Source organism: Acidovorax sp. PRC11 (assembly GCF_031844105.1).
GTDB lineage: Bacteria > Pseudomonadota > Gammaproteobacteria > Burkholderiales > Burkholderiaceae_C > Paracidovorax.
The window spans coordinates 62,414-75,381 of sequence record NZ_JAUZUQ010000001.1; the positions used below are offsets into that span (position 1 = coordinate 62,414).

14 protein-coding genes are annotated in these 12,968 nt (G+C 71.0%); 3 read left to right on the forward strand and 11 right to left on the reverse strand.

The features are described from left to right. Nucleotides 1-79: 79 nt before the first annotated feature. From Q9R47_RS00270 to Q9R47_RS00310, 9 genes are all read right to left on the reverse strand, one after another. The gene (locus tag Q9R47_RS00270) at nucleotides 80-1,003 is read right to left on the reverse strand and encodes an SMP-30/gluconolactonase/LRE family protein (RefSeq protein ID WP_311231261.1); all 924 of its coding nucleotides are present in this window, start codon (nucleotides 1,001-1,003) and stop codon (nucleotides 80-82) included. 68 nt (nucleotides 1,004-1,071) lie between these two features. Continuing rightward, nucleotides 1,072-1,974 carry an amidohydrolase family protein gene (locus tag Q9R47_RS00275; protein WP_311231262.1) on the reverse strand — a complete coding sequence of 301 codons (903 nt, stop codon included), beginning with the start codon at nucleotides 1,972-1,974 and terminating at the stop codon, nucleotides 1,072-1,074. Between the two features lie 6 nt (nucleotides 1,975-1,980). Next, a complete protein-coding gene (locus tag Q9R47_RS00280; RefSeq protein WP_311231263.1) occupies nucleotides 1,981-2,937 on the reverse strand; it encodes a tripartite tricarboxylate transporter substrate binding protein in 957 nt (318 codons plus the stop codon). Between the two features lie 37 nt (nucleotides 2,938-2,974). After that, a complete protein-coding gene (locus Q9R47_RS00285) occupies nucleotides 2,975-3,997 on the reverse strand; it encodes a tripartite tricarboxylate transporter substrate binding protein (RefSeq protein ID WP_311231264.1) in 1,023 nt (340 codons plus the stop codon). Between the two features lie 169 nt (nucleotides 3,998-4,166). Continuing rightward, nucleotides 4,167-5,099 (reverse strand): NAD(P)-dependent oxidoreductase, encoded by a 933-nt coding sequence (locus Q9R47_RS00290; protein WP_311231265.1) that lies wholly within the window; start codon nucleotides 5,097-5,099, stop codon nucleotides 4,167-4,169. Continuing rightward, entirely contained in the window at nucleotides 5,096-5,782 is a 687-nt protein-coding gene (locus Q9R47_RS00295) for an RraA family protein (protein WP_311231266.1), read from the reverse strand. Before Q9R47_RS00295 ends, Q9R47_RS00290 begins: the two co-directional genes overlap by 4 nt. A 51-nt stretch (nucleotides 5,783-5,833) precedes the next feature. Then, a complete protein-coding gene (locus Q9R47_RS00300) occupies nucleotides 5,834-6,871 on the reverse strand; it encodes a tripartite tricarboxylate transporter substrate binding protein (protein ID WP_311231267.1) in 1,038 nt (345 codons plus the stop codon). A 31-nt stretch (nucleotides 6,872-6,902) separates the two neighbouring features. Then, nucleotides 6,903-7,826 carry an amidohydrolase family protein gene (locus Q9R47_RS00305; RefSeq protein WP_404977078.1) on the reverse strand — a complete coding sequence of 308 codons (924 nt, stop codon included), beginning with the start codon at nucleotides 7,824-7,826 and terminating at the stop codon, nucleotides 6,903-6,905. 38 nt (nucleotides 7,827-7,864) lie between these two features. After that, nucleotides 7,865-8,869, reverse strand: coding sequence for a tripartite tricarboxylate transporter substrate binding protein (locus Q9R47_RS00310; protein ID WP_311231268.1), 1,005 nt, complete (start codon nucleotides 8,867-8,869; stop codon nucleotides 7,865-7,867). Nucleotides 8,870-8,992: 123 nt separating this feature from the next. Here Q9R47_RS00310 and Q9R47_RS00315 point away from each other — a divergent pair, with 123 nt between their 5' ends. Beyond that, entirely contained in the window at nucleotides 8,993-9,802 is an 810-nt protein-coding gene (locus tag Q9R47_RS00315) for an IclR family transcriptional regulator (protein WP_311231269.1), read from the forward strand. Nucleotides 9,803-9,852: 50 nt separating this feature from the next. Beyond that, on the forward strand, nucleotides 9,853-10,425 hold the full coding sequence (locus Q9R47_RS00320; RefSeq protein ID WP_311231270.1) for a peroxidase-related enzyme: 573 nt from the start codon (nucleotides 9,853-9,855) through the stop codon (nucleotides 10,423-10,425). Between the two features lie 15 nt (nucleotides 10,426-10,440). On the opposite strand, the gene Q9R47_RS00325 is transcribed toward Q9R47_RS00320, so the two are convergent. Further along, nucleotides 10,441-11,097, reverse strand: a complete 657-nt coding sequence (locus tag Q9R47_RS00325) for a TetR/AcrR family transcriptional regulator (protein ID WP_311231271.1) — start codon at nucleotides 11,095-11,097, stop codon at nucleotides 10,441-10,443. A 124-nt stretch (nucleotides 11,098-11,221) separates the two neighbouring features. Between Q9R47_RS00325 and Q9R47_RS00330 the strand changes: the two genes are divergently transcribed. Beyond that, on the forward strand, nucleotides 11,222-12,124 hold the full coding sequence (locus Q9R47_RS00330) for a metal-dependent hydrolase (RefSeq protein ID WP_311231272.1): 903 nt from the start codon (nucleotides 11,222-11,224) through the stop codon (nucleotides 12,122-12,124). A 35-nt stretch (nucleotides 12,125-12,159) separates the two neighbouring features. Here the strand turns inward: Q9R47_RS00330 and Q9R47_RS00335 are convergent, their stop codons facing one another. Next, nucleotides 12,160-12,942: an SDR family oxidoreductase gene (locus Q9R47_RS00335; RefSeq protein WP_311231273.1), complete on the reverse strand. Its 783-nt coding sequence runs from the start codon at nucleotides 12,940-12,942 to the stop codon at nucleotides 12,160-12,162. Nucleotides 12,943-12,968 lie beyond the last annotated feature (26 nt).

Consider the following 12,968-nt stretch of genomic DNA (forward strand, 5'->3'; position numbering starts at 1 on the left):
AGTGGCTGGTGAATGAAAGGAATGCTACGCAACAGTGGAAGAAAGCAGAAATCAAATGATCAAATCCCTGTCATAGGGTTTACCAAACCCGCAACCGGTGCAACGGCAGCCCCGCCGCGTCCAGCGTGGTGCGCAGCACGCGGCCGTGCGTGGAGTCGGTCACGTAGAGCGTGCGCCGCCCTTCCCCGCCGAAGGTGAGGTTGGTGGTGGAGCTGCCGGGCACGCCGCGCAGCACCTGCACCGGCTCGGCCCGGGCGTTGAGCACCCAGACCACCCCGAGGCCCGGGTTGGCGACCAGCACGCGCCCCTCGGCATCCACGGCCAGTCCGTCCGGGCCGCTCGGGCCGTAGGACGTGAAAAACTGGCTCACCTTGGCCACGCTGCCGTCGGGCAGCAGCGGCACGCGCCAGACGCAGTTGCCGCGCGTGACGGCGAGGTACAGCACGCGGCCGTCGGGCGAGAGCGCCACGCCGTTGGGACTGGGCACGTTGTGCAGCAGCAGATCGAGCTGGCCATTGGGCCGCAGGCGGTACAGGCGCCCGGACGGATCGTGCAGGCCGCTCTGCCCCTGGTCGGTGAAGTACAGGTTGCCTTCGGCATCGAAGACGAGGTCGTTCACCCCTTTGAAGCGTTCGCTGTTGCGGCGCTGCAGGTAGGGCGATACCTGGCCGGTGGCGATGTCCAGCCGCATCAGGCCGTTCTTGTAGTCGGTGATGAGCAGCGAACCGGCATCGAGGAACTTCATGCCGTTCGGCTCGCCGTCGTATTCGGCCACGAGACTCCAGGCGCCCTCGGGATCGATGCGGAAGATGCGGCCCCAGGGGATGTCGCTGACGTAGAGGTGGCCGGCCTCGTCGAACACCGGTCCTTCAAGGAACGAGTCGGTGACCGTGCCGCCGCGGTTGGCGTCGGCCCAGTCGCTGCGCTCGGGGCGGCGCAGTCCGGCCGGCATGGCCGTGAAGATTTCCAGCTCACGGATCTGGGGAGGCTGCAGCAGGAACATGGGAGTCGCTTTCCTTGGAATTCGTCGGTGGCAGGGGTCGTGCGTGCGGTCGGACGGGTGCGCGGCGTTCAGGCCGCCCCGCCGAAGCCGTAGAGCCGTGCGGGGTTGTCCACCAGGATGGCATCCATGGCCCAGTCCGGGCCCGCCCAGGCCCGCAGCAGATCGACCAGCGCGGCATCGTCCACGGTGCCGGGCGCCTCGGTGGTGTGCGGCCAGTCGCTGCCCCACACCAGCCGCTCCGGCGCGGCCTGTACCAGCGCGCGGCCGAGGGGCAGCGTATCCGCATAGCCGGGGCCGTGCATCGCGGAGCGCATGTAGGCGCCCGAGAGCTTGACCCAGGTGTTGCCGCCGTCCAGCAGTCCGCGCAGCACCCCATAGGCCGGGGCCGCGGTGCCATCGGCCGGGTCGATGCGTCCCAGGTGGTCGATCACCAGCGGCAGCGGCAATGCCCGCAGCAAGGGGGCCAGCGCCTCGATCTGCTCCGGTTGTGCGAACAGCTGGATGTGCCAGCCGCCGCAGTCCGGGTGGCCGGCCACCTGCCGCGCCAGGCGGGAAAGCATGTCGGGCGTGGTTTCGCCCCAGGACTGCGGCGAGACGAAGTTGACGCGCAACCCCCGCACCCGCCGCGCCGCGAGGCGCGCCAGTTCGGCATCCGATACGTCCTGCCCGACCACGGCCACACCGCGCGCGCTGTCGCCCAGCTGGTCCAGCGCGTCGAGCGTGCAGGCGTTGTCGGTGCCGTAGGTGGACGGGGTGACCACGACCGCGCGCGACGTGCCCAGCCGCTGCTGCAGCCGTCGGTAGGCCGCCACCGGCGCATCGGGCGGCGTGCGCGGCCAGTGCGGCGACGGCGCGAAACGCGCATCGAAGATGTGCATGTGGCTGTCGCAGGCCAGCGCAGGCAGCACGCGCGACGGCCGCGCCAACCCCACGGAGTGCGGCACGGGTTCGGCCAGGTCGGGCGGATGCATCGCGTTCTAGTCGAGCTGGATGTGGCCCTTGCGCACCACTTCGCCCCATTTCGCATCTTCCTTCTTCAGGAAGGTGGCGAACTCGGCCGGCGTGGAGCCGATCGGCTGGGCGCCCAGGTCGGTCAGGCGCTGGCGCACGTCCTCGTCCTTGAGCACGTCCGCCACGGCCTGCTGGAGCTGCGCGGCGATCGGCGCGGGCGTGCCGGCGGGCAGGAACACGCCATTCCATTCGTAGGCTTCGTAGCCCGGGATGGCGGCTTCGGCCACGGTGGGCACGTCGGGCAGGCGCCTGGAGCGTTCGGGCGCGGACACGGCCAGCGCGCGCAGCTTGCCGCCGGACACCAGCGGGTAGGTGGCCGCCACGGTGCCGAACATGAAGTCGACCTGCCCGCCCATCACGTCGGCGATGGCGGGGCCGCCGCTCTTGTAGGGCACATGCACCATGTCCAGGCCCAGCTGCTGCCGGAACAGCTCCGCGGCCAGCCGCTGCACCGTGCCGCTGCCGCCCGAGGCGAAGTTGAGCTTGCCCGGTTGCGCCTTGGCCCGGGCGATCAGGTCGTTCACGTTCTTGAGCGGGGAATCGGCCTTCACGATGAGCACGTTGGGGGCCAGCAGCACCAGCGACAGCGGCTGCAGCGCGGTGCCCGCATAGGGCATCTTGGGGAACAGGTGCGGATTGATCGAGTACGGCGTGGCGTCGTAGAGCATGGTGTAGCCGTCGGCCGGCGCCTTGGCCACGAAGCTCGCGCCGATGGTGCCGCTGGCGCCGGGCTTGTTGTCCACGATCACGCTGCCGCCCAGTTTGGCCCCCATGCGGGTGGCGATCACGCGCGCCACCGCATCGGCGGCGCCGCCGGGGGCGTACGGCACGACGATGGTGATGGGGCGCTCCGGGAAGGCTGCGTGGGCGAGTCCGGCAGCCAGGGCCACGGCGGCGACGAGGGGTTTGATGAAACGGTGCATGGTGTCTCCTTGCGGTGGTGGTTTCTGCGGACTGCGCTCACTCCGCTTTCAGGTCGAGGTCCTTGGCGATCTGCGTGTAGGTCGCGACTTCGCGCTCCACCTGCGCGGTGAAGGCCTTGCCGCAGGTGGAGTCCGCATCGAGTCCGAGGCCGCGCAGCTTCTCGGCCGCCCCGGCGCTGCCGGCGAACTCGCGCGCCACCTTCTCCAGTTGCTGCGCGACGGGCCCGGGCAGGCCGGCCGGTGCCAGCACGCCGTACCAGGCATCGGCGGAATAGTTGCCGCCGCCGGCCTCGGCGAACGTGGGCACGTCAGGCAGCAGCGACGAGCGCTTCGGCGACGCCACGGCCAGCGCCGCCAGCTTGCCGCTCTTGATCTGCGGAAGCACCGAGCCCAGGGTGGCGAAGGAGCTGTCGAGCTGGCCGCCCATCAGGTCGGTGACCACGGGCGCGGCGCCCTTGTAGGGCACGTGGTTCAGCTTCAGGCCGTTGGCGCGCGCGAACATCTCGGTGGCGAAGTGCCCGGAGCTGCCCACGCCCGCGGTGCCCGCGGTGACGCGGCCCGGCTCCTGGCGGGCCCGCGCCATGTAGTCGGCCAGCGTCTTCACCGGCAGGCCGTGCCCCACCACCAGCACCGTGGGGCTGGTGGCCACGGTACACAGTGGCTGGAACGACTTCACGGCGTCGAACTTCACGCGGCCGCTGTAGAGGCCCGGGATCATCGTGTGGTTGGTGGCGCCGAACAGCAGCGTGTAGCCATCCGCCGGCGCGCTGGCCACGGCCTGCGCGGCCAGGATGGTGTTGGCGCCGGGCTTGTTGTCGATGATGAACGGCTGGCCCAGCGCGCGGCTGGCATGGTCGGCGAAGGCGCGCGCCACCACGTCGGTGGGTCCGCCGGCCGCGAAGCCGACGACCAGCTTGACCGGCTTGGCGGGGTAGGTCCCTGCCTGGGCGAAGCAGGCGGCCGATGCGGCGAAGAGGACCGTGGCGGCCAGCACCTTCGCGGCGGGCACGGCGAAGCGGGCGGACGGGGCGCGCCCGGAAAGGGCAGAAATGGAATGCATGCGCATGTCTCCTGTCGTGGGCCGCGTCGCGCGCGGCCTCGTATGTTGAATCGTGTCCGCGCGGGGGCCCGGCTTGGCCTGGCGGCGGCGGAAGCCGGCGGTGCGCGGAGTCGAGTTCGAGATCGAGGGCAAGGGTGAGGACACGGCCCCGCCCTGCCCTTCCCGTCGGTCACGCCGCAGCGGAAGCGCGCTCCAGCACGGCCAGCAGGTTCTTCGCCGCGCCCACGCCCATGTTCACGTAGGCATCGCTCGTCACGCCGCCGATGTGCGGGGAGAGGATGAAATGCTTCTCACCCTGGAACGGGTGGCCGGGCGCCATCGGCTCCACGGCGAAGCTGTCCAGGCCCGCCGCCATCACCTGGCGGGAGCGCACGGCCTCCAGCAGTGCCGACTCGTCGATCAGGCCGCCACGCGCGGTGTTGACCACGATCACGCCGCGCTTGCACTGCGCCAGCGTGGCGGCGTTCAGCATGCCGCGGTTCTCGTCGGTCAGCGGGCAGTGCAGCGAGATCGCGTCCGACTCGCGCCAGATGGCGTCGAGCGCAACGCTCTGCACATAGTCCGGCAGGTTCTTCGCGAACGGATCGAAGCCGATCACGCGCATGCCGAGCGCATCGGCCATCTTCGCGAAGCGCAGGCCGATGGCGCCCAGGCCCACCAGGCCCACCGTGCGGCCGCCCAGCTCCAGGCTCTTGTGCGTGGCCTTGTCCCAGTGGCCGGCATGCATGCGCGCATCGAGTTCGACCACCGACTTGGCGCAGGCCAGCAGCAGCGCCAGCGCCTGCTCGGCCACGGCCGCGGCGTTGGCGCCCACGGCGGCCACCACCTCGATGCCGCGCGCCTTCGCCGCCACCTTGTCGATGGTGTCGGTGCCGCTGCCGTGCTTGGAGATCACCTTCAGGGACGGCGCCGCGTCCATGATGGCCGCGCCCACTTTGCCGTAGCGCACGATGATGGCGACGGGATCATGCTGCTTGGCCAGGGCGATGAGGTCTTCCTCCGTCGGCGTCTTGCCGGCATACACGACCTCGAAATTCTTCAGCAGGTCGAGCGCCTGCGGCGCCAGGTCGGCACCCGTGACGATGATGGTGCCGGCGCTCACAGCGACTCCCCTTCCTTCAGCACGCCGGCGGCGCGCAACGCGGCGGGCAGCCACTTCGACGCCGTGTCGCCCCGTGCGATGGCCTCGATGCGGGCGGCCTCGTCGGCCACCTTCTTGTCGGCCAGGGCCATCATGGCCGGGGCCTTCGCGCGCTCGATCACCACCACGCCGTCGGCGTCGCCCACCACCAGGTCCCCGGGGTTCACCACGGCGCCGCCGGCCGAGATGGGGTGGTTGATGCGGCCGGGCACGTACTTGGTGGGGCCCGCGGGGTTGAAGCCGGCGCTGAACACGGGGAAGTCCAGTTCCAGGATCTCCAGCTTGTCGCGGATCGCGCCGTCCACGATCACGCCGGCGAGGCCGATCTTCTTGCAGGCACTGAGCATCAGGGTGCCCATCAGCGCGGCGGTCTGGTCGCCCTTGCCGTCGATCACCAGCACGTCGCCGGGTTTCGCCAGCGCGATGGCCGCGTGGATCATGAGGTTGTCGCCGGGGCGCACCTCGACGGTGAAGGCCGGGCCGGCCACCTTCATGGACTGGTGCACGGGGGAGACGCGGGCATGCATGGTGCCGCGGCGGCCGGCCACGTCGGCCAGGATGGCGGCCTGGAAGGTCGCGGCCTTGGCGACGACGTCGGCGCCCACGCGTTCGATGTCGCGGATGACTTCAGGAAGTTGGCTCATGGTGGAGTCCGTTGCTGGGGTTGGATGGAAAAAGAAAAGGGACCGGGCCCGTCACTCGGCCTTGATGTTTCCGTCCCGGATGACCTGGGCCCACTTGGCCGAATCGGCCTTTTGCAGGTCGCCGAGCTGCCGGGGCGTGCCGCCGACCAGCGTCACGCCGAGCTTGTCGGCCAGGGCCACGACGGCCGGGTCCTTCAGGGCGTTGTTGATCTCGAGGTTCAGGCGCTGCACCACGGCGGCGGGCGTCCTGGCGGGCGCGAACACGGCCTGCCACTGCTCGACCACGAAGTCCTTCATGCCGACCTCGCCCATGGTGGGCACGGCCGGCAGCGCCTTGAGCCGCTGCGCGGAGGTGACGGCCAGCGCGCGCAGCTTGCCGGCCTGCACGTGCGGCAGCGCCGCGGCCACCGGGGCGAACATGAACTGCACCTGGCCGGCCAGCGTGTCCTGCAGGGCGGGTGTGTCGCCCTTGTAGGGCACGTGGATGAAGCGCGCGCCCGTCTGCTGCTGCAGCAGTTCGCCCTGCATCTGCAGGATCGTGCCGTTGCCGCCGGAGGCGAACGCCAGCTGGCCGGGCTGGGCCTTGGCCGCCGCCACGAGATCGGCCACGGTCTTGAAGGGCTGGTCGGCGCCCACCACCAGGATGTGCGGAATCGTGCCGATGGTCACCACCGGCTCGAAGCCGGCGATCGGGTCGTAGGGCAGCTTGCCCATCAGGTGCGGCGCGATGGCCTGCGGGCCGATCGAGGTGCCGAGCAGCGTGTATCCATCGGGCGCGGCCTTGGCCACGAAGGCGGCGCCGATGGTGCCGGTGGCCCCCGCCTTGTTGTCCACGATCACGTTGGTGCCGAGGGCGGTGCCCACCCGCTGTGCGATGTTGCGGCCCAGCACGTCGGTGCTGCCGCCCGGGGGATAGGGTACGACCCAGGTGATGATCTTTCCGGCGGGCCAGTCGGATTGCGCCAGCGCCGGGGCCGTGGCCAGCGATCCCAGCAGCAGCGCGCCTGCGGAGGCGATCAGGCCGCGGCGGCCGATGCCGGCGCGCGCGCCAGCGGGGCGGGATGCCGATGGAGGGAGGAAGTCGTTCATGGAATGTCTCTCGGTGTTCTTGTGGAGGGTTTCAGGGCACGGCCGCGGCGGGCGCGAAGCCGTAGAGGGCGGCCGGGTTGTCCACCAGCACGCGGTGCAGCGCCAGGCCATCGCCCGTCTGCCGGGCCCAGCGTGCCAGGCAGTCCAGCTGCTGCGCGTCGTCGGCAAGCGGCTGCAGGCCGGCCGTCGCGGTGGCATGGGGCCAGTCGCTGCCCCAGAGCACGCGGCCGGGGGCGGCGCGCAGGTAGGTGGCGGCCAGGGCGTCCAGCGCGGGGTCGTCCACCGCATGGCGCTCGCTCACGATGTAGCCGCCGGAGAGCTTGATCCACGCGCGCCCGGCCTGCAGCAGCTCCAGCAGCAGCGCATGGGCGGGATGCCGACCGGCCAGCGCGGGCGCGATACGCCCGAAGTGATCGAAGACCAGCGGCACCGGCAGCCGGCGCAGCACGTCGGCCTGTTCCGCCAGCAGACCGGGGGCCATCAGCAGTTGCAGATGCCAGCCGAGCGGAGCGATGCGCTGCGCGAGCGGCAGCAGCGACTCCACCGTGCCGGCCACCCCGAGCGACAGGTTCAGCCGCACGCCGCGCACTCCCGCGGCGTGCAGCCGCTGCAGTTCGGCGTCGCTCTCTCCGCCGCCGATCACCGCCACTCCGCGCGCGCCGTCACCCAGGGCCGCCAGCCCCTGCAGCATGCAGCGGTTGTCGGTGCCGTAGGTGGACGGCGTGACCAGTACGGCACGCGTCGTGCCGATGCGCCGCTGCAGTGCGCGCAGGTCGGACACCTGCGCATCGGGTGGCCGCAGCCGGGCCGCGGGATCGGCCGGGAAGCGGCTGTCGTAGAGGTGCACGTGGCAATCGCAGGCGCCCACGGGCACCGGCGTGCGCGGCGCGGCGGTGCCGGCCGAGAAGCGTACGGGCGTGGCGGGGCGGTCGTCGCGGTCCATGGCGAGCGTCATGCGGAAACGCGGAAAACGTCGGCGGCGGGCGCGGGCGGTCAGTCCAGGCTCGCGCCGGAGTCCTTGACGATCTTGGCCCAGCGCGGCACTTCGGCCTTGAGCAGCACGCTGAACTTCTCGGGCGTGCCGCCCAGCACGTCGCCGCCCTCGGACTTGAGCTTGTCGGCCACGTCCGGCTGGGCCAGGGCCTGGTTGATGGCCTTGTTGAGGGTCTGCACGATCGGCGCGGGGGTGCCCGCGGGCGCCAGCACGCCGTACCACGATGCGGCCTCGAAATCCTTGTAGCCGGATTCCGCCAGCGTCGGCGTGTCGGGCAGTTGCGCCGAGCGCTTGAGCGAGGTGATGGCGATCGCCTTGAGCTTGCCGTTGCGCACCTGGCCGAGCAGCGTGGGCACGGCGGACATATAGAGGTCGATCTGGCCGCCCACCAGGTCGGTCATGGCTTGCGAGGCGCCTTTGTAGGGCACATGGCGCAGCTTGATGCCGGCGGCGTTCTCGGCCAGCTCGCCGGCCAGGTGGGCCACGGTGCCGTTGCCGGAATAGCCCAGCGTGATGCCGTCGGGCCGTGCCTTGGCGGCCGCCACGATGTCGGCGAAGGTCTTGTAGGGCGAGTTGGCGGGCGCGGCCATCACGATCGGCGCGGACGACACCAGCGCCACGGGCACCAGGTCCTTGACCGGGTCGTACGGCAGCTTGGCATAGAGCGACGGGTTGATGGCCAGGTTGCTCGTCTGGCCCATGACCAGGGTGTAGCCGTCCGGCGCGGCCTTGGCCGCGGCGTCCACGCCCAGGTTGCCGCCGGCACCGGGGCGGTTGTCCACCACCACGTTCCACTTGTGCTGGTCGGTGAGCTTCTGCGCGACGGTGCGCGCGATCATGTCCGTGCCGCCGCCCGGCGGGAACGGCACGATGAGGCGGATGGGCTTGTTCGGATAGGCGGCCTGGGCATGGACGCCTCCGGCGCACAGGGCGGTGGCGGCCAGGGCCAGCAGCAAGGCGCCGCGGCGCGGCAGGGCAAGGCGGGAAGCCGGAAGGAATGGCATGTCGGTTGTCTCCGTTGTGTTTGTCGGCCCGGCGCCGTGGCGGTCGACGCCCGGCGTGGCGCCACTGTAGAAAAACGTTTCGCTGCATACAATGACGTTTCGCACAATGCAACGCGTACTGCCATGAGCAACCCTTCACGCAACCCCGCCGGCCCCTCCTCCCCTGCGCCCGCCGCGGGCGATGCGCAATCGCCCGCCACCGCGCGCGACGGCGGGGTCACCGCCGTCACGCGCGCGCTGCAGGTGCTCGCGGCATTCGGCGTGGGCGAATCGCATCTGTCGCTCGCCGAACTGAGCCGGCGCTGCGTGCTGCACAAGACCACGGTGCTGCGGCTCGCGCGCACGCTGGCGCAGTCCGGTTACCTGGTGCAGCGCGAAGACGGCGACTGGCGCCTCGGGCCGGCCGCCGGCTGGCTGGGGGCGCGCTACCAGGCCGGGTTCGACGTGCAGAACGTGCTGGAGCCGGCCCTGCGCGCGCTCACCCAGGCGACCGGGGAGAGCGCGGCCTTCTACGTGCGCGAGGGAGAGGTGCGCACCTGCCTGGTGCGCGTGGAGGGCCCCCAGGCCCTGCGGCACCACGCGCGCATGGGGGAAGGCCTGCCGCTGGACAAGGGCTCGCCGGGCCGCGTGATCCTGGCCTTCTCGGGCGCGCCCGGCGCGGAGTACGAGCGCATCCGCCAGCGCGGCTACTACTGGTCCATCGGCGAGCGGGAACAGGGCGTCGCCACGGTCTCGGCGCCGGTGTTCGGGATGCACTGGCGGCTGCTGGGCTCGGTGTGCATCTCGGGGCCCGCGTCGCGCCTGCAGGCGGAAAAGCTCGAAGCGCTGGCGCAGACCGTGGTCGCGGCGGCCAACCAGCTGTCGTACGCGCTGGCCGGCAGCGCTTCGGCCCCGGGCGTCCCGGGCGTGCGCGCCAGCCACTGGCATCCGTGATACCGTTTTCGCCGCGCGACGCATTCCAACGACGACAGGAGACAACCCCCGTGAGCCGCTATCCCCTTCCCGATCTGCAGACGCTGCCCGAAGACATCCAGGCCCGCATCCTCGAGGTGCAGGAAAAGGCCGGCTTCGTGCCCAACGTGTTCCTGGCGTTCGCGCGCCGCCCCGCCGAATGGCGCGCCTTCTTCGCCTACCACGACGCACTGATGCTCAAGGAGGAAGGCTCGCTCACCAAGGGCGACCGCGAGATGATCGTCACCGCCACCAGCGCCGCCAACCAGTGCCTGTACTGCGTGGTGGCGCACGGCGCCCTGCTGCGCATCTACGAGAAGAAGCCCTTCGTGGCCGACCAGGTGGCCGTGAACCACCGCAAGGCCGACATCACCCCGCGCCAGCGCGCGATGCTGGACTTCGCGATGAAGGTCTGCCAGGAGTCGCAGGCGATCGGCGACGACGACTTCGCGGCGCTGCACGCCCACGGCTTCGACGACGAGGACATCTGGGACATCGCCGCCATCACGGCGTTCTTCGGCCTCTCCAACCGCATGGCGAGCTTCGCGGGCATGCAGCCCAATCCGGAGTTCTACCTGATGGGCCGGGTGCCGCGGCAGCGCTGAGCGAACATAGGCCCCTCAGCCGTCGGCGCGCAGCACGCCCCAGAGCATGCGCACCAGTTCGTCCTCGAAGGCCGGCTGCCCGAGCAGCGGGGAGTCCTCGAGCGACGCGCTGCGGATCGCGCCCATCACCGCGCGGGTGGCGACGAACATCATCGCGGGCGTGGGCGGGCGGATGGAGCCGTCGCCCCCGTCCACCAGCCGCGCGAGTGCCACGGCGTTGCGCTCCGCGCCCTCGCGCAGCGCGGCGGTGAAGCGTTCGTGCTGGTCCACGCGCCAGCCCAGGCGCACCATCGCGCGCCGCACCCGCGAATGCCCGCCCGTGCCGAAAGCCGACACCAGCAGCCGCACCACGTCCTGCAGCACCTCGCGTACCGCGCGCTGGCGCTCCAGCGCATCGTCGAGCAACCGCTGCATTTCCTGCTGCACGCGGCCCCGCTCGCGCTCCACCATCGCCAGCAGCACGGCCTCCTTGGAGGGAAAGTACTGGTAGAGCGTGCCGATGGATACGCCCGCCACCTGCGCCACGCGGTTGGTGGTGAGCGCCGCCTCGCCGTCGTTTTCCACAATCTGAGCAGTGGCGCCGAAAATCGCCTCGATGGTTTGCAGCGCGCGCTCCTGCGTGGGCTGGCGGCGCATGCCGGCGGGGCCTGCGGAGGCGGGGGGCTTCTTCATGGGCATGGCGGATGGAATGTGAGCCCCAGGCGAGTAGCGGTGGGCGTTGAAAACTGAATAATGCTCAGAAAACGCCGGAACCGCAAGCGCGCCGCGCTCCGCCGTCCCGCCAGGAGAACCGCCGATGACCGCCACCGCTCCCCGCACTCCTGCAGTGCCCTCCGCCGCCACCCTCCCGGTGCGCAAGCTCGCCGTCGACCTGGCCCGGGGCTTTCCGCGCCACTGGCACGGCGGCGATGCCTTCCGCACGCAGTTCTTCAATGCCCTGTCGATGAGCTTTCCCGTGGGCGAGCAGTTCTTCATCGATTCGGTGCGCGCCGCGGCCGAGCAGCTCGACGCAGGCAGGCCGGACCATGCCGCGCTGCGCGCACTGGTGCGCGGCTTCGTCGGCCAGGAAGCCACCCACCGCCACATCCACGGGCTCTACAACGCCGAGCTGGAGCGGCAGGGCCTCGACAACCGCTGGCAGCACTGGGCGCTGGCCCGCCTGAAGCGGCTGCACCAGCGCACGTCGAATCCCCTGCATGCACTCGCCATTACCTGCGCCTACGAGCATTTCACCGCCCTGCTGGCCGACGGCACGCTGCGCTATGCGCGCTGGCTGGACGGCGCCGACGCGCAGATGCAGACCGTGTGGCGCTGGCATGCGGCCGAGGAAACCGAGCACCGCGCGGTGGCATTCGATCTCTACCGCGCGCTCGGCGGCAGCAATACGTGGCGCGTGCGCTGGTACCTCTACGTGGGCATCGTCTTCATGGTGGATGCGATGCGCCAGACCGTGCTCAACCTGCGGCGCGACGGCACGCTCTGGCGCCCGGGCACCTGGATCAGCGCGGTGCGGATGTTCTGGGGCCGCGACGGCGTCGCCTGGCGCAGCCTGCCGGCGCTCTTGCGCTACCTGCGGCGGGATTTCCATCCCGACGAGGAACACGCCCAGCCCGCGGCCGCGGTGCTCGCGGGCGACTGGCTGGCGGCCAATGCCGACCGCCTGCGCGTGGTGGGCGGCGGCGCGGCCGCCGCGGGCTGAGCCCGCCCCCACGGCCGGGGGGCACGCGGCCGGGCTCAGGCCCCGAATCCGTCGTCCGCCGCGATCACCGCGCCGTTCACGAAATGGCTCTGGTCGCTCGCCAGCGTGACGATGAGCGCGTCCAGATCGCGCGGCTGGCCCACGCGCTTGCGCGGCAGCATGTCCACCAGCTTGCGGCCCTGCTCGGTCTGCCAGTGGTGGTGGTTGATCTCGGTGTCGATGTAGCCCGGGCAGATCGCATTCACGTTGATCCCGAAGCGCCCCCACTCCAGCGCCATGGCGCGGGTCATGTGCACCACGGCCGCCTTGCTCATGCTGTAGGCGGCGATCTGCGGCAGCACCTTGAGGCCCGCCATCGAGGCGATGTTGATGATCCGCCCGCCCGTGAAGCTGCCCGGCGCCGCGCCGCGGGAGCGCGCCAGCATGCGCTTGCCCACCTCCTGCGCGACGAAGAAGGCGCCGCGTACGTTCGTGTCGAATACGAAATCGAAATCGTCCGGCGTGACATCCTGGATGCGCTGCGTGGTGGAGACGCCCGAGTTGTTCACGAGGATGTCGATCGAGCCCATCTCGGTCTCGGCATGGGCCACGGCCGCCTTGATGGAATCGTGGTCGGTCACGTCCAGCTCCACCACGTGGGCGTCGCCGCCCTCGCCCTCGATGCGCGCGCGCAGCGCCTTCAGCCGTTCGACGCGCCGACTCGCCAGCACCACGCCCGCCCCCGCCCGGGCCAGGGTGCGCGCGAACTGCTCGCCCAGGCCGCTGGACGCGCCCGTCACCAGGGCCACGCGGCCCGACAAATCGATGGTGTATGCCATGGAAAACCGCCTCCGGAGGGACAAAA

What these genes read in the sequence shown, in the direction of transcription:
- Q9R47_RS00305 (WP_404977078.1), bottom strand. Translation starts at nt 7,826, where the DNA reads ATGACGCTCGCCATGGACCGCGACGACCGCCCCGCCACGCCCGTACGC.
- Q9R47_RS00325 (WP_311231271.1), bottom strand. Translation starts at nt 11,097, where the DNA reads ATGAAGAAGCCCCCCGCCTCCGCAGGCCCCGCCGGCATGCGCCGCCAG.
- Q9R47_RS00275 (WP_311231262.1), bottom strand. Translation starts at nt 1,974, where the DNA reads ATGCATCCGCCCGACCTGGCCGAACCCGTGCCGCACTCCGTGGGGTTG.
- Q9R47_RS00270 (WP_311231261.1), bottom strand. Translation starts at nt 1,003, where the DNA reads ATGTTCCTGCTGCAGCCTCCCCAGATCCGTGAGCTGGAAATCTTCACG.
- Q9R47_RS00285 (WP_311231264.1), bottom strand. Translation starts at nt 3,997, where the DNA reads ATGCATTCCATTTCTGCCCTTTCCGGGCGCGCCCCGTCCGCCCGCTTC.
- Q9R47_RS00295 (WP_311231266.1), bottom strand. Translation starts at nt 5,782, where the DNA reads ATGAGCCAACTTCCTGAAGTCATCCGCGACATCGAACGCGTGGGCGCC.
- Q9R47_RS00310 (WP_311231268.1), bottom strand. Translation starts at nt 8,869, where the DNA reads ATGCCATTCCTTCCGGCTTCCCGCCTTGCCCTGCCGCGCCGCGGCGCC.
- Q9R47_RS00300 (WP_311231267.1), bottom strand. Translation starts at nt 6,871, where the DNA reads ATGAACGACTTCCTCCCTCCATCGGCATCCCGCCCCGCTGGCGCGCGC.
- Q9R47_RS00335 (WP_311231273.1), bottom strand. Translation starts at nt 12,942, where the DNA reads ATGGCATACACCATCGATTTGTCGGGCCGCGTGGCCCTGGTGACGGGC.
- Q9R47_RS00280 (WP_311231263.1), bottom strand. Translation starts at nt 2,937, where the DNA reads ATGCACCGTTTCATCAAACCCCTCGTCGCCGCCGTGGCCCTGGCTGCC.
- Q9R47_RS00330 (WP_311231272.1), top strand. Translation starts at nt 11,222, where the DNA reads ATGACCGCCACCGCTCCCCGCACTCCTGCAGTGCCCTCCGCCGCCACC.
- Q9R47_RS00315 (WP_311231269.1), top strand. Translation starts at nt 8,993, where the DNA reads ATGAGCAACCCTTCACGCAACCCCGCCGGCCCCTCCTCCCCTGCGCCC.